The sequence below is a fragment of the Novipirellula rosea genome (genome assembly GCF_039541335.1).
Lineage (GTDB): Bacteria > Planctomycetota > Planctomycetia > Pirellulales > Pirellulaceae > Novipirellula > Novipirellula rosea.
On record NZ_BAABGA010000017.1, the window covers coordinates 203,125 to 220,951 of the forward strand.

Below are 17,827 nucleotides of genomic sequence, written 5' to 3' on the forward strand. Positions count from 1 at the left end.
ATTCTGACACATTCAAACACCGCGTGCTGCAGCATTTTGCCCAGCAAGCTCACTTTGCCGGCCTACTTTTCGATGCGTCGTTCGAAGCGCTGGATCGATATCGCTCGGCCATTCGCATCCGATTCGACAATCGCACCACACAGCCGCACGTCGTCGGTGGCGACATGAAAATGGCACGGCTGGAACGTGCGAGTCGTCTGCGTGACACGCTTGATGTCGCGGCCAATGATGCTCGCGTACGGACCGCACATCCCCACATCACACTGGAATGCGGTTCCACCGGGAAAAATACAAGCGTCCGCGGTCGGCACATGGGTATGGGTGCCAAGCACCGCTGTCACTCGCCCGTCTAAATAACGTCCGAGCGTCTGCTTGTCGCTGGTCGCTTCGGCGTGCACATCCACCACGATCTGTTTCGTTTTTTCGCCGATCTCCTCTAGCACACGATCGATTGCGATAAAGGGACAATCGACCGGCCGCATAAAGACACGTCCCAGCAGCGAAACGATGGCAAACGAACTGCCGCCACTGGTCTTCACAATCGTCCAGCATTTGCCGGGTGCATCGGGAGGAAAGTTCGCGGGTTTGACAATTCGCTTGCTGGTTTCAAGCGTTTTCGCGATCTCTTTCTCACGATAGATATGATCGCCCAGCGTCATCGCGTCGACGCCCGCGTCTACCAAACGACGATATTGACGCGAGGTTAACCCTGACCCATCGGCCGCGTTTTCTGCGTTGACGATCAATGCATCCAAACGCAGCTCTTTACGCAACGGTTCGGCGTGTTGCAGCACGGCGGTGTAGCCTGGTTTGCCGACAACATCACCGAGAAACAGGATTCGCATCAAATTCGATTTTTGTTAGACGGGTGAGATCACTTCGAGAATTGCGAGCTCATGATACTCGCGAGGCGTCATGGACGCGAAGACGACGAGATCAATCGTCGTCGAATTCACCTTCAAAAATATCCTCACCCGCAAGCGTTTGCATGATCAAAGGGCAGCCTTCCTCGAGCATATCGAGCACCTCACCGAAGCCTTCCTCTTCGCCATAGTAGGGATCGGGAACGTCGTTGGGCCACTCGTCATCGAGGTAGTCGCCGAACATGCGGATGTGAGATTTCGATCCTTTTCGCAACCCGTGCAGAAAGGCGTGAATCTCCGCATCCATAGCCAGTACCAAATCAAATCGTTTGGGATCAAGGTCGGCAGCGGTGACGACTCGAGCACGACTGGTTAATTCATAACCGCGTGCTTCGGCTGCCGATCGCATTCGTGGATCGGCGAGTTCACCCACATGGAAGGCCTGCGTCGCCGCCGAATCAACTTCCATATCGACACCGTATTCTTGGGCGAACCGTTTCATCACTGCCTCACCGGCAGGCGAACGGCAGATATTTCCCATGCATACAAATAGGATTCGTTTTGTCATTGAAATTGCACCCTACAAAGGTGTCTCGGAACACGGTTTCGGGTAATGTGAATTCATGGCCAATGAGGATGCGTCGCGATTGGACCATCACGCATGACCACGATAATGTTTTGTAAAAGTTCGCCAGCGGGCGCGTCCCTACTGGTTGGGGGCAGCCACGACGCAGCGCCACTGAGTATAGCGTTTTGCGCCAAATTTGCAGGTGTGCACCCAGAGAGAACCAGCTTTGAAAGCAAGGAAAGGATGTTTCGGCCCCTTGCCGCAAATCAGCTCGCCGAGCCTGAGGAGGACGGGGGGTGAGTGGGGTGGGTTTTGGATCGCTCCGAAATTTGGTATTCTGGCGATTCATCTGAACATGACAGGCTTTTCACATGGCGGTGTCTGACCGCAAAAACTGAAAATTCGAACTTCGTTTGGACGACGTTAAGTTGAGATTTCCCTTGAGACACCAGCGAGGGAATCATGCGAATTGAAGTGACGAAAATACTTTGGCGGTTTGCTTCACTTTAGTACTACGAACGGTTCGTAACAGAAATCGCGAGTTATTTTCCCAGGAGATGCGGTGTTTTTTTGCCGTCATGGCATAACGTTACCCAGGAGCCTCGCAGCGTCGATGACGCTGTTTTTTCTTTCGCTCCACCTTGTTCAGGTTTCGCCTGTTTCCGGTCAAGATCCGTCGATAATTCCGGATTCCGCTCCCCCCGCGGAAGGCTCCGGCGACGATGATCTCCGTGCTCACGCAATTGAACAACCGCTGGCAATTAAACAACCGCTGGCGTTCGAGCAAACGGAATTCGCGGTCAACAAAGAGGGCTATGTATCGCTGAACTGGAACGAGGTTCCGGGGGCCAGCGAATACGTATTACTGGACGCTCAGCAACGCGTTCAATACCGCGGTGCCTTTCCCGTCGCTTTTGTATCGGGACTATCCAACGGTACTTATCCGTTTCACGTGCAAGCCAAGAACGCCGACGGCGAAGTGATCGCGAAGACGCAGATTCCTGCGGTGGTAGTAGTACGACACTGGCCGATGAAGTACGCATCGGGACTGTTTTTCGTTGGTCTTGCCGTGTTTCTTATACTGGTATTTTTGATCACCTGGGGCTCATGGCGAGCCCCACCGGAGCGTGATGAACCAAGTGAGGATCATTCATGATTGTTGCTGCGACTCCGATTTTGAGTTCGACAGCGGGCTATGTGATGTTGGCGTTGTTCAGTGTCCTGTGGATTTCGCTTGGTCTTTGGTGGGGACGACGTGCCAAATCGTATGACGGCTTTGCGGTCGCTGGCAGAAACGTCGGATTAGCGTTGGCGACGGCCACCGCCGTGGCGACGTGGATCACCTCGAATACCACGATGTTGGCCCCCCAATTTGCCTTGCAGTTGGGCGTTTGGGGCGCGGTCGCCTATGCCACAGCGAGCTTCGGATTGTTCGCGTTTGCGCCGATGAGTGGCCGCATTCGCAAATTGATGCCCAATGGGTATACGGCGGTCGAATTTGTCCGCCGTCGCTACGGCATTTGGGGAACGGTCCCATTTCTGATTATCTCGATGTTCTACGCGTTGACATGGTTGATATCGATGTCGATGGCCGGTGGTAAACTGCTTAATGTATTGTCAGGCATCCCCTATGAAGTCGGGATGACAGTGGTCCTATCGGTATGCGTTTTGTACACGCTGTTTGGCGGAATGTATGCTGTGATTGGCACCGATTTCATCCAAAGTTTGATCATTTTGGTCGGGTTGGTCGTGGTCGCAATCGCGGTGCTTGTCAAAATAGACATTGCCGATGTGCATGCAAAATTAACACTGGATCGACCGATGTTGTTGTGGGTCTTATTTCCTGCCGCCTTGATGTCGCTATTCAATAATATGTTGTTTAGTTTTGGTGAAATCTTTCACAGCAACGTATGGTGGAGCCGCGCGTTTGCGATGCGAGAGGGTGTTGGCCCCAAAGCGTATGCCCTTGGTGGATTGTTGTGGCTGCCGGTCCCCATCCTCGCTGGATTTCTTGGCTTGGCCGCTCCCACGCTTGGCATCGGCGTCAGCCAACCCGACACGGTGGGCCCATTAGTGGCCGCGACCCTATTGGGATGGGGTGGTGCCTTGTTGGTCTTTGTCATCGTCTTTTGCTCGTTGGCGTCGAGCATCGACAGCTTGTTGGCGGCCACATCGGACTTGATCGTCAATGATGTGATCGAGCGATGCTCGCCCGCCCCCTTATCCGATACAGCGAAGCGGCGTTATTCCGCAATCAGCATTGTGATGCTCGGTGTTTTGTCTTGGGCGTTTGCCTGGCCGAACCTGGGGACGCTTGCGACCGTGTTGTTTTTCGCCGGACCAATGGTAGGCAGTTGCATCTGGCCCATCGTGGGCGGTTTGTACTTTCGCCGCCCCAGTGCCGCAGCCGCTTGCAGCGCCATGGTTTCGGGCAGTATCGTTGGCTTGGCTGCGTACGAGATGATCGGTTGGTTTGTCGGATCGTTGGTCGGTGCGGCGGTTTCGGGAGTCGTCTTTGGTTTGGTCACGCTGTTGGTCCCCGACAACTTTCAATTTAATACCCTTTCGACGCTCCAAAGCGATGACCAGTCAGTCGATGCTCTGGATACACGCGAGCCGGTGGGAGCGAGTTGAACATGATGTTTTCGGTCTCTTTTCTACAGTGGCTTGTGGTGGGCGCGTTGGTGCTATGCAGCATCGGCGTGATCATGCTCGTCGCGTTTTTGTTCTTCGATTCTCGTGGTAAGAAAATATGGTGAAGAACGTGAGCACAAATACAAAAACCAACTCTCAATCTCTTCGCATGACAACGGATGTGGCGATGAACTCAAAAGGAATGCAGTTGTGTCCCGGTGATTTGCTGAACATTAGCGACGGCAAGATTGATCGCGAGGCGCTCGAGGCGTTGGCGGGACAATCGATCTTGAATCCGCGGCAATTCGATCGCCGCACCGTGATCGCGATCGCTCAATTAGCCGCCGTGCTGGAGATGCGAAATGTCGAGATCGACAAACCGCTTGATGGCAAGATCGCGATCACCGCATTTTTCGAAGCCAGCACTCGCACGCGGCTGTCCTTCGAAAGTGCAGTGCAGCGACTCGATGGCAAAGTACTCTCGGTGCCTGATGGCCAAGTCACCGGTGTTGCCAAGGGCGAGTCGTTGGCGGATATCGGCGAGATGTTTAACACGTACGGTGACGTGGTCATCATGCGGCATCCCGAGACCAACAGCATGGACGAAATTCGCCGCAATTTGCAGCGACCGCTGATCAACGCCGGTAACGGATCGGGACACCATCCAACGCAAGCGTTGATCGATTGGTACTCGCTGCTGAAATGGCGACCGGAACTGGCGGTGGAAAATTGTCCCGAAGACCGCCGCGTGCACCTGGGGATCATCGGGACGCCTGGATCGATGCGAGCGGTGAAAAGTTTTCTGCGGCTATCGCTAATGTTCACCAATTCGGTCAAACGGATCACGTTGATTTCCGAAATGGCCGATCCCGTTGGCTTGGATTTGACCGAGCCGATCGAAGAGTCGCCCATTCCAATCGACATCACTAACGATGTGCAAGAAGTCCTGCCACATTTGGATGTCGTGTACGTCAATTCGATTGCATTTCTTGGTGATAGTTATCGCAACCTTGACGGTCGCTATAAACTTGATCGCAGCAGTAATTTAAAGCCGGGTTCGGTGATCATGCATCCCTTGGCACGCAACGACGAGTTATCCGAAGACTTGGACGAAACTGAACACAATCTTTATTTTGCCCAAGCTGCGGGCGCCGTGTTCGTGCGGCAAGCACTTTTGACCGCGGTACTGGATCGCTTAGATCGAATCAGCGGAATCTAATCTCGGGGCGATCAATTGCTCGCTGCCGAAGCGACTTCGTTCACTTCGGCGGCACGGCGGCACGGCAAAACGGTTTCGATCGTGCCCTGCGCCAACCTCATTCCCCCAACCCAAAAACACCCAACAGGAATTCTTATGTGTGGCATTACTGGGTTCTGGAACCCATCACGAACCAACGAACGCGAACTGCGATTCACCCTCGATCGCATGCTCGATGTCCTAGACCATCGCGGTCCCGACGAACGCGGCAGCAAGTTTTACTTAGATAACGGTGTCGCACTGGGGCACACCCGGCTATCAATCGTGGGATTGAGCCATGGCCATCAACCGATCGAATCGGCCGAAGGCGACTATGCCATCACGGTCAATGGCGAATTGTATGGCTACAAACGTGTGCGAACGCAACTGGCTTGCCAACAATATGATTGCAGCGGTAAAAGCGACAGCGCGATCGCACTGCCACTTTACCTGCGAGACGGATTGTCGTTTGTCGATCAATTGCGAGGCGAGTTTGCGATCGTCCTGTACGACGATCGCAAGAAACGTTTGATTTTGATTCGCGACCGATTCGGTATTAAACCTCTCTACTACTCGGTAAACGATAATGGCGTGGTATGGGGATCGGAAGTCAAGTCGATCCTAAAACACCCCGACGTGACGCCTAAGTTATGCCCCAAAGCAGCACTGCATCAAATGATGCAGGTCATGGTGCCCGGCAGCACAGCATTCGAAGGCGTTCATGCTCTGCAGCCCGGACATATGCTGATCGCCGAAATGCGTAACGGACGCTTGGAAACAAAGACCGAGCGATGGTGGGATTTTGTCTTCCCGACGTCGCATGATCCCAATCCGGATCCGGCAGAGTACGTGCAAGGCGTCCAGGACCGTTTGATCGACGCGGTCGCCACGCGACTCGAAGCCGATGTGCCGGTCGGTTGCTACCTTTCGGGCGGCATCGATAGCTGTTCGATTTTGGGATTGGCGACGACGCTACAACAGTCACCCGTCAAAGCGTTCACGATCGCGTTTGACAACGATGAGTACGACGAATCAAATATCGCCAAACTGATGGCCGATCGCACCGGAGCCGAACAAGAACTGCTGCGGTTGACCGAAAAAGAACTCTACGGCCCCGCCTTTGAACGTGCGACTTGGCATGCCGAACGCACGTTTTACAACACCTTGGCGGTTGCCAAGTGGCACATGAGCCGCCGCGTGCGAGCCTGTAATTACAAGGCAGTCGTGACCGGCGAAGGTTCGGACGAATTGTTTGGCGGCTACCCGTTTTTCAAACGAGATTGGTTAGGCCGCGAAGATGAAGGTGGCTTGTTCGCCGGCGCGATCTTGTCCGAAGAGGATATGACGCATCCGGCATGGGAAGATCTGTGCGGGTTCACTCCGTCCTTTATGCAGCCCTGGATGCTGGTGCTCGAACGAGTCCGCCCGTTGCTGTCGGCCGAGATGCAGGACTTGCTACGTGAATATGATCCGGTAGCAGCGGTCGCCGCTGCGATCGATCCGGACCAAGTTCGCGGACGACACCGACTGGATATCTCTCAGTACACCTGGAGCAAGACGATGCTGGAAGGGCAAATCTTGACATGGGGTGGCGACCGCATGGATATGGCCAACAGCATGGAAGCACGACCGGCGTTTTTGGATCATCATTTAGCCGAGTACGCGACGACGATTCCGCCCGAAGTGCGGATTCGCAATGGGGTTGAGAAATGGGTGTTGCGTGAAGCAATGGTGAACGTGCTGCCGCGAGAGTTATATGAACGTAAAAAGTTTGCCTTTATGGCACCGCCGGCCCACACCGATCCGGTCAAGCGAAACGCGGTCCAAGAGATGATCGATCACTGGTTAACCGAAAGCCGTGTCAGCGAGGTGGGATTCTTTAACCGCGACGCTCTGAATCCGTTTATCGAAGGAGCATGGCAGGAGACTGATGGCACGATTGCACGGCGGAATGATATCGTGATCAATCACACGCTGCAGCTGCACATGCTGCACGGCCAATACGTCGAAGACCTTCCGCTTCCCGTGGTCGATTGACACGAGATATAATGCTCGCTCCGCCGGGAAAAGAGTTTCAATGGAGCTTGCAAACGGAATAACACTCAGCGGTCGAGAACAACCACTCTGCACCAGGAAGGCATCGCGTGTCCGACAAGCTCACCGAGGAACAAATCGAGACGATTCGCCTTGAATTGCAAGCGGGTCGAAAACTGAATGCGGTCAAGCTTTGCAAACAATGGACGGGAGGTTCACTTGTCGCGGCAAAGAACTACGTCGAGAGTCTCCCCGCTGGCCCAGAGACCGTTTCCTGGCACAAGGATCTAAACGGGAAACAGATCGATGAAATACTCGATGCCATCCAAGAGGGCAGCAAGCTGAAAGCAGTCAAGCTGTACAAAGAGAGCACGGGCGTGCGGTTGAAGGAATCAAAAGTGTTCATCGAACGTTTGATGCACGAACTAGGAATCGAACAACGAAAGGGCTGTGCCGCAACGATTCTATTATTTGTGATCGCAGGTATCGCGACACTTCCTTTATTGCTCAATTCGTAGATCGAGAACTCACGACTGCGGGGCTCGCACAATCGCTTGCCTGCCATTAATTGCAAGATCGGCGATCAGTGGGGACTGGCATCGGCGTTTTTCAGAGCATAGCATGAGTGCTCTTTTCGGGGGCACTTAAGTAGCACATGTATGACATCGTTTCACATCGCTTCCAGCACTCAACTTCGCGAACGAGCGATCACTCGCAGTCACTGCAATCATCTTCTGACGAACATCGGTGTATGGTCGCGGGATGGACAGTGGATCTATTACGACGTTCGCAGTGATGCGGCAGGTTCGCTGTTCGATGGCAATCGGATCGAACGAGTTCATGTCGAATCCGGCGACGTTGAAGTGGTCTACCAAGCCAACCATGCTGCTTGCGTCGGCGTGGTCACCGCGAGTCCCGTCGATGACAAAATTGTTTTCATCCACGGCCCTGAGAACCCAAGCGAAGATTGGTCGTATGCCGCTTGGCATCGTCGTGGGGTCACCGTCGACCTGCAACAAGGACCTGCCGCAACGAAACACCTCGTCGCCAATCTTGATGCGTGCGATGTGGTTCCGCCTTATACCCCCGGCGCGCTTCGTGGTGGCACTCATGTACATGTCTTTAGTGGCGATGGGCGCTGGGTCAGCTTTACGTACGACGACCATGTACTAGCGACTTCGACCACGGTGGGGGCTCATCAGAATCAGCGGAACGTCGGCGTGTCGGTCCCCATCGCCCAAGTCCATGTGCCGACAACCCATCCGCGAAATCACGACGGGGCGATGTTCAGCGTCTTGGTCACAAAAACCTCGGATGATCCGGCACCTGGCAGTGACCAAATCAATCGAGCCTACAGCGACGCGTGGGTAGGTGAGAGCGGCTACCTTCGTAGCGATGGTTCACGACAGACGCGTGCGTTGGCATTCATCGGCGATGTGATCTCGGAGGACGGCCGCACCGTCCCCGAACTGTTCGTGGTCGACATTCCCGATGACGTCACGGTCCGTGGCGACACGCCGCTCTGCGGCACTCCGTTGACACGTCCTGCGCCGCCACAAGGCACCGCACAGCGACGATTGACGGATACGACAGAGAGAAAATACCCGGGGCTTGGCAACGTCCGACATTGGCCACGCAGCAGTCCCGATGGCAGCAAGATTGCGTTTCTGATGCGCGATGATGCGGGGCGAACGCAACTTTGGCTCGCTTCCCCAACCGAGCCGGGATTCCGTCAACTCACTCACAATGATTTTCCCATCGAGTCCGCGTTTAGTTTCCGTGCCGATGGCGCCGCGATCGCCTGTGCTGCGGGCGGCTGCATCTGCGAAGTGGATATTGCCGACGGCACTACTACCCCGCTCACCGCGGAATCGGATCCTGCTAGTGCCGCACGTCCCGAAGCGGTGGTTTATTCCCCCAATGGAAAGCATGTCGCGTTTCTGCGACCTGATCGTTCGATCGCAGGGAACCCGAACCAGATTTTTGTTGCAGAGACGCGGTTGGGGTGAGTGAGAACAAAACTGACGCGGACGTCACGTTCAAATTTCAGTCTCTCTTCATACAATCGGCGCTGGTCAGGATCTCGGGAAATCATCTCCAATACTCCTGTCGCTTCAGAAAACGCCGGGTCAGGTAGACGGCGAATGGTTTCTTCGGCGGTCAGTGCGTCGGCTTGTTGGAAAAAGCAACACCATTGCTCGATCGGGTGGGTGACAGCTTCATTATGGCTAGGTGGCGAGTATCGCTACGCGGGCTGTGAGCTCCTTAGTGTGCCTCGAGCCAGTTGTCGCCGATCCCCATCTCGACCACGATCGGTACGCTCATCGGCATCGCCGTCTTCATCGCTTGTTCGATCACCGGCATTACCACTTCGCTTTCCGACTTGGGCATGTCAAAGACGATTTCGTCATGCACGGTCAGCAGCATCTTGGTCTTGAAGTCACCTTCGGTCAGTGCTTCGTGCACACGGATCATTGCCAATTTCAGCATATCGGCTGCGGTGCCCTGAATCGGGCTATTCATCGCCAAACGCTCGGCCGCGCTGACTACCGTTTTGCTCTTTGAATTGATGTCGCGGATATAGCGGCGACGCCCCGTTCGCGTGGCCACATAGCCGTGCTCTTTAGCAAACGCGATCGTGTCGTCAATGTATCGCTGAACGCCGGGGTACTTTTCAAAGTAGTTGGCGATCAACTCATTGGCTTCACCACGAGGAATGTTCAGCCGTTGTTGCAGCCCAAACCCTGAGATGCCGTAGATGATGCCAAAGTTTACGGTCTTGGCCTTGTCACGCATCTCACGCGTCACCTCTTCGGGGTCGACCTTGTAGACCTTGCTCGCCGTCACGGTGTGAATATCTTCGCCACTGATGAACGCTTCACGCATCGCCTCGTCACCGCTGAGTTCGGCCATCACACGAAGTTCGATTTGCGAGTAGTCGGCCGACAGCAACACGTGATTTTCGTCACGCGGAACAAACGCGGCTCGAATTTCACGTCCGCGTTGTTTCCGCACGGGGATCGTTTGCAAGTTAGGATCGTTCGATTGAATACGACCGGTCGCAGTCCACGTTTGACTGTAATGCGTGTGTAGTCGCCCCGTCTTGGGATTGACCGCCGCGGGAAGTTGATCGACGTAGACCGATTTCAATTTGCGGGCGCCTCGGTACTCGAGCACGTCGCGAATGATGGGATGTTTTCCGGACAAACGTTCGAGTTCGGCTTCGCGAGTCGAATATTGTCCAGTCGCCGTCTTCTTGGGATTCTTTTCGATCTCGAGTTCTTCGTACAGCACCACGCCAAGCTGCTTGGGCGAATCGATATTGAACTCGTGTCCGGAAGCAGCAAAGATTTGATTTTGCAGGTCCTCGATTTCACCGCTCAGTGTGCGTGAATATTCGTGCAACGCTTCGCTGTCCAACCGAATACCTTCGTATTCCATATCGACCAAGACGCGGACCAACGGGAATTCGACTTCGTAACAAACCTGGCTCACGCCGGCCGCTTCGAGATCCGCACGCAGGATCTTAGCGACCTGAAACGTGACATCGGCGTCTTCACAGGCGTACTCGGCCACTCGCTCGACCTCGACGTCGCGCATGTTCTTCTGTTCTTTGCCTTTAGGGCCAATCAAATCGCTGGTGGGGATCGGTTTGTAGCCCAGATACAGCGTCGATAGGTAATCGAGCCCATGCCGCATCTCGGGCTCTTTCATCGAGTGGGCCAACATCGTATCGACAAGTTTGCCGCGAACTTCGAATCCATGCCAACGCAACAAGGAAAGATCGTACTTCAAGTTGTGACCAATCTTTTCAATTGAATCATCTTCAAAGATAGGACGAAATTCATCGATCACCGCCTGCGCCTGCTCGGGGTTATGAGGACAGACAACGTAGTAAGCCGAATGCGGCTCGAAACAAAACGCAATCCCAAGCGGAAATGCGCTGCGAGGATCGAGTGAAGTTGTTTCGGTGTCGAAACAGATCGAATCTTGCAGAGCCAACTTGGCGATCAGATCGGCACGCTCTGCCGCCGTATGGATCGTGTGATAGGAATGCGGCACATCACGAATCGTTTTCTCTTCGACTGGTTCGTCGAACAACGTCGCTTGAATTTCAGATTCTCGTTTTTCCCGGACGACGTTCGCACGAGCCGATGCGGCGGAGAACGACTTGCCAAAGACTCGTTTGCCGATCGCGTCAAATTCGAGTTCCGTCAGCAACGCCTTGAGCGCATTGGTGTCATAACTTTTCCACAACAAATCATCGATTTCAACGCTGTGCGGAACGTCCAATTGAATCGTAACCAGGCTCTTCGAGAGCATGGCTTTGTCCTTGTTCGATTCGATGTTCTCTTTTTGTTTGCCTTTTAGTTCGGACGACTTGGCATACAGCTCTTCGATCGATCCGTACTTGGCAATCAATTTCTGAGCCGTCTTGGGGCCGATTCCGGGGACGCCGGGAATGTTGTCGCTGGCGTCGCCCATCAAACCGAGAATGTCGATAACTTGATCCACCCGCTCGATTTCCCACTTCTGCAAAACTTCTTTGACGCCAAAGATTTCAGCATCGCCACCCTTGCGTCCAGGCTTGTAGACAAACACGTCTTCGGTGACGAGTTGGTCGTAGTCCTTGTCCGGCGTGACCATGTAGGTGCGATACCCTTTGGCCTCGGCTTGATGTGCGATGGTGCCAATCACGTCATCGGCTTCGTAGCCAGGCATCCGAATGCTGCGGATATTCAGCGCCTCGAACAAGCGATCGATCAACGGCAACTGTTTGGCAATATCCTCGGGCATCTCATCGCGTTGGGCCTTGTATTCGGGAAACGCTTCGTGCCGCGCCGTCGGCTCGGGGGTGTCGAAGGCGACAGCGATATGCGTCGGTTCCTCGCGGCGAATCAAATCCAACACCGTGTTCAGCACCCCAAAGACTGCCGACGTGCAGATCCCGCCCGAAGTGAACCGCGGACTGCGAACCAAAGCAAAGTGGGCTCGGTAGGTGAGCGCCATCCCGTCGAGCAAGTAGAGCTTTTTGTCGCTGGGGAACAGGTTGGACGTTGTATCAGCCATAGTCGCTGCAAATTGAGGAAGCGTGTCAAAGAATAACGCTATTTTTATCGCACAAGCGTCACTGGCGTAAGCCGATCGATTCGCTACAACTATTTTGCCGATCGTTGCCCGACGTCTCCGACGTCGGAATTCACGTTTGCAGGACCTCGAATGTCGGAGACATCCGGCGACGCTGAAACCCTGTACCAATGACAGGCTGGAAGCCTATCCCACTTTTTTCTCTGATAGATCTGAGTCTTATGCGTGTTCTTGTTACCGGATGTGGCGGATTTCTTGGCCGCCAAATTGTCCGTCAATTGCTTCGCCGCAACGACTCGGTAGTTGGAATCTCGCGGGGCGTGTATCCCGAATTGGTCAACGAGGGAATGCAGCACGTTCGTGGCGATCTAACCGACGCCACTTTCTGTCAAAACGCAATCCGTGATGTCGACGCAGTCTTTCACACTGCGGCGGTCGCGGGGGTTTGGGGACCTTGGGAGCATTTTTATTCGATCAACAAACTAGCGACCGATCACGTCATCGCGGCTTGTCAAGCGAACCACGTTCGACATCTCGTTTACACAAGCAGCCCCAGTGTGACGTTTGATTCGCAGCACCAACGCAATCTGGATGAATCGGCGGCCTATCCAAGCCACTGGCTGTGCCATTATCCCCACACCAAGGCGATGGCCGAACAGGCAGTATTGGCGGCACATGTGCCAGATGAACTGAACACCGTCGCGCTGCGGCCGCATTTGATTTGGGGGGATGATGACCCGCATATCATTCCACGGATTTTGGATCGTGCTCGGCGTGGGCGTTTGCGAATCGTGGGCGATGGCAAGAATCAAGTCGACACGGTTCATGTCATTAATGCTGCGGCCGCTCACCTCGACGCGCTCGATTCGCTTGATCGTGACCCGAGTCGAGGTGGTGGGCGTGCGTACTTTATCGCGCAAGACGAGCCGGTGAATTGTTGGGACTGGATTCGCGAGATTTGCGAAATAGGAGGGGTCACACCACCAACACGCAAGATCAGCTACAAAGCGGCGTATCGCATCGGAGCGGTGCTGGAATCGGTGTATCGTGTGTTGGGGCGAACGCACGAACCGCCGATGACACGCTTCGTGGCCGCTCAATTAGCCAAGGATCACTACTTTGATATTTCGGCGGCAAAAGAGCGACTCGGCTACCACGTTCGCATTTCGATGAGCGAAGGACTCGATTCGCTACGCCAATCGCTCCGTGACGGTCACGCTAAGCGAGACCAGTGATGGCTGCGTCCGATCAGATTTTCTAGATCGGCGAAATATTCCGGATAGGTTTTGGCCGTGCATGACGGATTCTTGATTTTGACGCCCGCGATCCTCAGTCCCGCCAACGACAAACTCATCGCCATGCGATGATCGTGGTACGTTTCCAGTACCGCACCGTGTAAACCTTTCACGCCGTCGGCAGGGGGTGTGATGGTTAAGCCGTCTTCGTGTTCGGCCACCGTGGCGCCGAGCTTGTTTAGCTCGCAAGCCAAATCACCGATGCGATCGGTTTCCTTGAAACGGTTGTGTGCAACACCACGCACTCGAGTTGGGCCGTCGGCAAACAGAGCTACAACCGCTAACGTTTGCACAGTATCGCTGATTGCGTTCATGTCGATATCGATGCCACGGAGCGGACGCCCTGTGACCGTGATCCCGTTGTCATCTTCGTCGACCTCGCAGCCCATTTTTTTCAGCACATCGACAAAGCCGACGTCTCCTTGCATTGCGGCATGCGTCAGCCCGGTGACGGTAACCGAACCACCGCTAATCGCCGCGGCGGCCCAGAAGTAACTGGCGGCCGATGCGTCGGGTTCGATCGCGTAATCAAGACCACGATAACCGTAGCCATCGGTGCTGGCGGAACTCGAGATGTCAAAGGCAATGCTTTGCCCCGCCGCGAGTCCCGAGCTGACCGTGGTGACCTTGCCACCAAACGACTCGATCACTTTCGAGGTCATGTCGACGTAGGGCCGTGAAACCAACTCGCCCGTGACGGCGATCCGCGTGGTGCGCGTTGGATGCGAATTGGCGTCGCCTGAACCAATCGGCGCGGCCATCATCAATCCGCTTAAATATTGGCTGCTGACGGAGCCGCCGACATTAATTTCCCCAGCATGCCATCCCGCCGAATCGATCACGACCGGCGGGCATCCGTTTGTCGATTCCGCGCGGATCGTTCCGTTCATGATCGGGACGATGGCGTCGACCAGATCCCCGATCGGCCGTTCGTGCATCCGCGGAACTCCGTGCAGATTGTATTGCCCTGAGGCCGCTGACAGCGCCGCGGTCAGAAAACGAATCGTCGTCCCGCTATTGGCGATAAACAGCGAATGAGGTTCGCACTGACTTGAGGATGACGCTCGCGGCCCGGCATTGTTGACTACGATGGTGCGTCCGCCGTCGGACACGTTGATGTCCAGCCCGATCGTTCGCAGCGCCTCGATCATGACTTCGGTGTCTTCGCTACGCAGCGCGCCGGTCAACTTGGAGGTTCCCGAGGCAAATGCGGCACAGATCAAAGCTCGATTCGTCAGGCTCTTACTGCCGGGCGGCTGAATCGCTCCGGTCACAGCGCCGCCGGGAACCACTTCGACGACAGTTTCACCGCGATCCGCGGGGACGCTTGCTTGGGGGCCCGGTGATGCTTGGGGGCCCGGTGATGCTTGGGGACCCGATGAACGGTCGGATTGGGGAGACGAGGACTGGGTTTCGCGCATGATCGCAGACAGTGAGGGAACGAGGTTACATCGCCACTGGTGTACCCTGAGTCCGCACGACCAACGACCCGATAATCATAATCCCCAACGTGCCGGTGTGAACCAACCATGCATCGCCGCTCAGAGCGACCGTCCGCATCGTGACAAATGTCATGACTAACAATGCGATGTAAAACTGACGCTCAGACCATCGAGCCAATTCGCCATGGCTGACTCTGCTCAGGAACAAAATGGCAAGTGCAAGCAGGGGAAGGATGATAGCATCGACGATTCGGAGAGTTTGGGAAAGATCCGACACGTGATTTGCTCCGAAAGACGAGATGAGATGAGGTTTGAATTCGCTTGTCTCATTTTGTGTATCCCCCTCGATAGACCGACTTTAACAAATCGGTGAAATTTGCAGGAAATAGTAGGTGTGCGAGAGGCAGGCTAACCCGAAACTCCCACTTAATCATCAAAGCTTTCCTAAAGTGACTCAGCTTTCCTAACCGATAGAAACGTTAGCCTTCGTTTGGCGATCGATTTTCTGTTTGCGCGTACGATTTCTGGATCGGATCTCGAGTCATGGACTTTTCCACGATTATTGCCTCTGTCGCAAAGAAGCTGCTGCTACTGGCTCTCTTGGTTGGGCTCGCTCCGACCACCGGATGCCGGATTTGCGCGGAATGCGAAGATCTGGCCTACCCCGCCTACGGGGGTGCATGGCAGCGAACGCGCCGCGACGGGGGACGAGTCGGCAGCATCTTTGACCCTGCCGGAGCGCGAACTCCCGAATTGGTCAATCGTGATTTGCCACTGAGTCCGGACGAGAAAGAGCGTGCGAAACGCAGCGGTGACGAAGATCGTCCGCTCGAGGAAACCGATGGCATCTCGCCAGAGCCCGATTCGATGAACCTCGACAACGAGGATTCCGATCGGGACCAGTACGATCAAGAGATGCAACGCAAAGAGAAAGAACTGCGAGATCTGGATCTCGATGAAATCCGGATTTTGCGAGGCAGTCCGGAACCGCTGACCGGAGCCTAATGAGAGCGTCTGGCCGATAATTATCATCCTAAGCTAACGCGTGAGCGAGGGACCGATTTAAGACCGATTTTCCCTCGCGTTCGCTTCGGGGTTGGGATTTATTTTTATCCGATCGCTCTCGGATGACACTGGGCACGGATCATGCTCGTGGCGACCGTACCTGCGGCTGAAAAATCCGAGCCTACTACCTTCACGTTTGGCTCTGCTTTAGGCTGTATTGATCCACTTTATGTTTCACACCACACGAGCCATTTCCATGTTGGATCTTCGTCGTTTCGTCCGAGACATTCCTGATTACCCTCAGCCGGGGATTCTGTTCCGGGACATCACCCCGATGTTGGCCGACCCTGAGGCCCTGGCTGCCGCAAACGAGGCATTGGCTGAACCGTTTTTGGACGCCAAGATTGACATCGTTGCTGCGGCGGAAGCCCGCGGATTCATCTTCGCCGCTCCGCTGGCGATTCGGCTTGGTGCCGGTTTTGTGCCGATTCGTAAACCTGGCAAGCTGCCCTTTGACATGCACTCGTTTGCATACGAATTGGAATACGGCACCGACGAGCTACAGATTCATGTGGATGGGGTCAAACCAGGCCAACGCGTGTTGATCGTGGACGACCTGTTAGCGACTGGCGGGACGATGGAAGCATGCTGCCGATTGTTGGAAAAATGTGACGCCGAAATCGTCGGCTGCTCATTCCTGATCCACTTGGTGCAACTTGGCGGCAAAGAGCGGCTGAGTCCCTACTCGGTGCATTCGGTTCTGAACTATGACCAAGACGACGGCGAGACCGAATTGAGTGCTCAAAACGAGTTCCCCAATCCAACGGTTTAACGAAATCGATCTCCCCCACGATCAAATCGAGAGCCGATTGCAAGCAACGCCAGGATCTTGATTTCGCTGCGGCGATTTAAGAATCCTCAGTGACTGTCGTTACCACCACTCTTTGATCTCGGTGTGGATTCCTTTGTAAACCCACGTAATTGCGGCTTGGATGTAGTGCGCCGAGCCTAGTTTTTCGCCGATGCCAGGAAGTCCCAGCATCGCGATGAACGCGAGCACGAAGCCGCCAAACGCAAGTGAACTGTTATCCGATTGTTTGTAACGGTTTCGCCGCAACGTGGGCCACCAAGTCGAGCGTATCGGATCGGGTTTGGTCAGATCACGCAAACGCCGAACGGCAAGTTGTGCATTTCCATCGGGTGCATTGAAGATCCACTGGGGGTGTACTTCGGTGCGTGCGTCAGCGTATTCAAGTTCCCAAGGACCAGAAATCTGTATTTGCGACGCGTGCTTGGCAGCCACAGTCAACGTAAATCCATCGATTGACGTCTCTTGAACGACCACCGGGATGCGTCGACGCCCAATTCGTATTACCGCCTTGCCATCGGATTCTTGAATGGGACAGCGAAAAAAAGACGATTCGCTTTCGGGGTGTTCTGATTCAGAACCGGTTTCAATTGTTTGATTCATACGATTAGATTTTCCATCGTCGGGAAGCAATGGATGTTAGAAAAGGAGAGAGTTCACAAACACGATTCCCCTCGGCAATAGAACTCTCCAGCAAACCCTACTGTTAAATCGAAGCCGGAGACGAAACGATCTGTTACGAGAATTCCGAAAGAGAATTCGTTCAGGCAGAACGTGCGATTTGTATCGATTA

At 54.6% G+C, this 17,827-nt stretch carries 15 protein-coding genes; 9 read left to right on the plus strand and 6 right to left on the minus strand.

Annotated features, from left to right (window positions below; all coding sequences use genetic code 11):
- Positions 1-62: 62 nt before the first annotated feature.
- Positions 63-845 carry a TIGR00282 family metallophosphoesterase gene (locus ABD971_RS06300; protein ID WP_345320458.1) on the minus strand — a complete coding sequence of 261 codons (783 nt, stop codon included), beginning with the start codon at positions 843-845 and terminating at the stop codon, positions 63-65.
- 91 nt (positions 846-936) lie between these two features.
- Positions 937-1,431, minus strand: a complete 495-nt coding sequence (locus ABD971_RS06305; RefSeq protein WP_339941295.1) for a low molecular weight protein-tyrosine-phosphatase — start codon at positions 1,429-1,431, stop codon at positions 937-939.
- Positions 1,432-2,044: 613 nt separating this feature from the next.
- Here ABD971_RS06305 and ABD971_RS06310 point away from each other — a divergent pair.
- The 6 genes from ABD971_RS06310 to ABD971_RS06335 all read left to right on the plus strand — a co-directional run bounded on the left by ABD971_RS06310 (position 2,045) and on the right by ABD971_RS06335 (position 9,345).
- A complete protein-coding gene (locus ABD971_RS06310; protein WP_345320461.1) occupies positions 2,045-2,587 on the plus strand; it encodes a hypothetical protein in 543 nt (180 codons plus the stop codon).
- Positions 2,584-4,065 carry a sodium:solute symporter family transporter gene (locus ABD971_RS06315; RefSeq protein WP_339941298.1) on the plus strand — a complete coding sequence of 494 codons (1,482 nt, stop codon included), beginning with the start codon at positions 2,584-2,586 and terminating at the stop codon, positions 4,063-4,065. Before ABD971_RS06310 ends, ABD971_RS06315 begins: the two co-directional genes overlap by 4 nt.
- Positions 4,066-4,234: 169 nt before the next feature.
- Positions 4,235-5,284 (plus strand): aspartate/ornithine carbamoyltransferase family protein, encoded by a 1,050-nt coding sequence (locus tag ABD971_RS06320; protein ID WP_339941300.1) that lies wholly within the window; start codon positions 4,235-4,237, stop codon positions 5,282-5,284.
- Between the two features lie 135 nt (positions 5,285-5,419).
- Positions 5,420-7,339, plus strand: coding sequence for an asparagine synthase (glutamine-hydrolyzing) (gene asnB / locus ABD971_RS06325; protein WP_345320464.1), 1,920 nt, complete (start codon positions 5,420-5,422; stop codon positions 7,337-7,339).
- Positions 7,340-7,446: 107 nt separating this feature from the next.
- A complete protein-coding gene (locus ABD971_RS06330; RefSeq protein ID WP_345320466.1) occupies positions 7,447-7,854 on the plus strand; it encodes a hypothetical protein in 408 nt (135 codons plus the stop codon).
- A 141-nt stretch (positions 7,855-7,995) separates the two neighbouring features.
- Positions 7,996-9,345, plus strand: coding sequence for a DUF3748 domain-containing protein (locus ABD971_RS06335; protein WP_345320468.1), 1,350 nt, complete (start codon positions 7,996-7,998; stop codon positions 9,343-9,345).
- 256 nt (positions 9,346-9,601) lie between these two features.
- Here ABD971_RS06335 and polA read toward each other — a convergent pair whose 3' ends face one another.
- On the minus strand, positions 9,602-12,406 hold the full coding sequence (polA, locus tag ABD971_RS06340) for a DNA polymerase I (protein ID WP_345320470.1): 2,805 nt from the start codon (positions 12,404-12,406) through the stop codon (positions 9,602-9,604).
- 239 nt (positions 12,407-12,645) lie between these two features.
- Here polA and ABD971_RS06345 point away from each other — a divergent pair, with 239 nt between their 5' ends.
- Positions 12,646-13,659 carry an NAD-dependent epimerase/dehydratase family protein gene (locus tag ABD971_RS06345; protein WP_345320472.1) on the plus strand — a complete coding sequence of 338 codons (1,014 nt, stop codon included), beginning with the start codon at positions 12,646-12,648 and terminating at the stop codon, positions 13,657-13,659.
- Here the strand turns inward: ABD971_RS06345 and aroA are convergent.
- Positions 13,638-15,140 carry a 3-phosphoshikimate 1-carboxyvinyltransferase gene (gene aroA / locus ABD971_RS06350; RefSeq protein ID WP_345320474.1) on the minus strand — a complete coding sequence of 501 codons (1,503 nt, stop codon included), beginning with the start codon at positions 15,138-15,140 and terminating at the stop codon, positions 13,638-13,640. The genes ABD971_RS06345 and aroA overlap by 22 nt on opposite strands.
- Positions 15,141-15,165: 25 nt before the next feature.
- Positions 15,166-15,438, minus strand: coding sequence for a hypothetical protein (locus ABD971_RS06355; RefSeq protein WP_339941313.1), 273 nt, complete (start codon positions 15,436-15,438; stop codon positions 15,166-15,168).
- A 266-nt stretch (positions 15,439-15,704) separates the two neighbouring features.
- Here ABD971_RS06355 and ABD971_RS06360 point away from each other — a divergent pair, with 266 nt between their 5' ends.
- Both ABD971_RS06360 and ABD971_RS06365 read left to right on the plus strand, forming a co-directional pair.
- Positions 15,705-16,166, plus strand: coding sequence for a hypothetical protein (locus ABD971_RS06360; protein ID WP_339941315.1), 462 nt, complete (start codon positions 15,705-15,707; stop codon positions 16,164-16,166).
- A 256-nt stretch (positions 16,167-16,422) separates the two neighbouring features.
- Complete coding sequence (locus tag ABD971_RS06365) at positions 16,423-16,998, plus strand: adenine phosphoribosyltransferase (protein ID WP_339941317.1); 576 nt, start codon at positions 16,423-16,425, stop codon at positions 16,996-16,998.
- Between the two features lie 99 nt (positions 16,999-17,097).
- Here the strand turns inward: ABD971_RS06365 and ABD971_RS06370 are convergent, their stop codons facing one another.
- Positions 17,098-17,637 (minus strand): hypothetical protein, encoded by a 540-nt coding sequence (locus ABD971_RS06370; RefSeq protein ID WP_339941319.1) that lies wholly within the window; start codon positions 17,635-17,637, stop codon positions 17,098-17,100.
- Between the last annotated feature and the right edge of the window lie 190 nt (positions 17,638-17,827).

What these genes read in the sequence shown, in the direction of transcription:
- ABD971_RS06300 (WP_345320458.1), bottom strand. Translation starts at nt 845, where the DNA reads ATGCGAATCCTGTTTCTCGGTGATGTTGTCGGCAAACCAGGCTACACC.
- ABD971_RS06305 (WP_339941295.1), bottom strand. Translation starts at nt 1,431, where the DNA reads ATGACAAAACGAATCCTATTTGTATGCATGGGAAATATCTGCCGTTCG.
- ABD971_RS06310 (WP_345320461.1), top strand. Translation starts at nt 2,045, where the DNA reads ATGACGCTGTTTTTTCTTTCGCTCCACCTTGTTCAGGTTTCGCCTGTT.
- ABD971_RS06315 (WP_339941298.1), top strand. Translation starts at nt 2,584, where the DNA reads ATGATTGTTGCTGCGACTCCGATTTTGAGTTCGACAGCGGGCTATGTG.
- ABD971_RS06320 (WP_339941300.1), top strand. Translation starts at nt 4,235, where the DNA reads ATGACAACGGATGTGGCGATGAACTCAAAAGGAATGCAGTTGTGTCCC.
- asnB (WP_345320464.1), top strand. Translation starts at nt 5,420, where the DNA reads ATGTGTGGCATTACTGGGTTCTGGAACCCATCACGAACCAACGAACGC.
- ABD971_RS06335 (WP_345320468.1), top strand. Translation starts at nt 7,996, where the DNA reads ATGACATCGTTTCACATCGCTTCCAGCACTCAACTTCGCGAACGAGCG.
- polA (WP_345320470.1), bottom strand. Translation starts at nt 12,406, where the DNA reads ATGGCTGATACAACGTCCAACCTGTTCCCCAGCGACAAAAAGCTCTAC.
- ABD971_RS06345 (WP_345320472.1), top strand. Translation starts at nt 12,646, where the DNA reads ATGCGTGTTCTTGTTACCGGATGTGGCGGATTTCTTGGCCGCCAAATT.
- aroA (WP_345320474.1), bottom strand. Translation starts at nt 15,140, where the DNA reads ATGCGCGAAACCCAGTCCTCGTCTCCCCAATCCGACCGTTCATCGGGT.
- ABD971_RS06360 (WP_339941315.1), top strand. Translation starts at nt 15,705, where the DNA reads ATGGACTTTTCCACGATTATTGCCTCTGTCGCAAAGAAGCTGCTGCTA.
- ABD971_RS06365 (WP_339941317.1), top strand. Translation starts at nt 16,423, where the DNA reads ATGTTGGATCTTCGTCGTTTCGTCCGAGACATTCCTGATTACCCTCAG.
- ABD971_RS06370 (WP_339941319.1), bottom strand. Translation starts at nt 17,637, where the DNA reads ATGAATCAAACAATTGAAACCGGTTCTGAATCAGAACACCCCGAAAGC.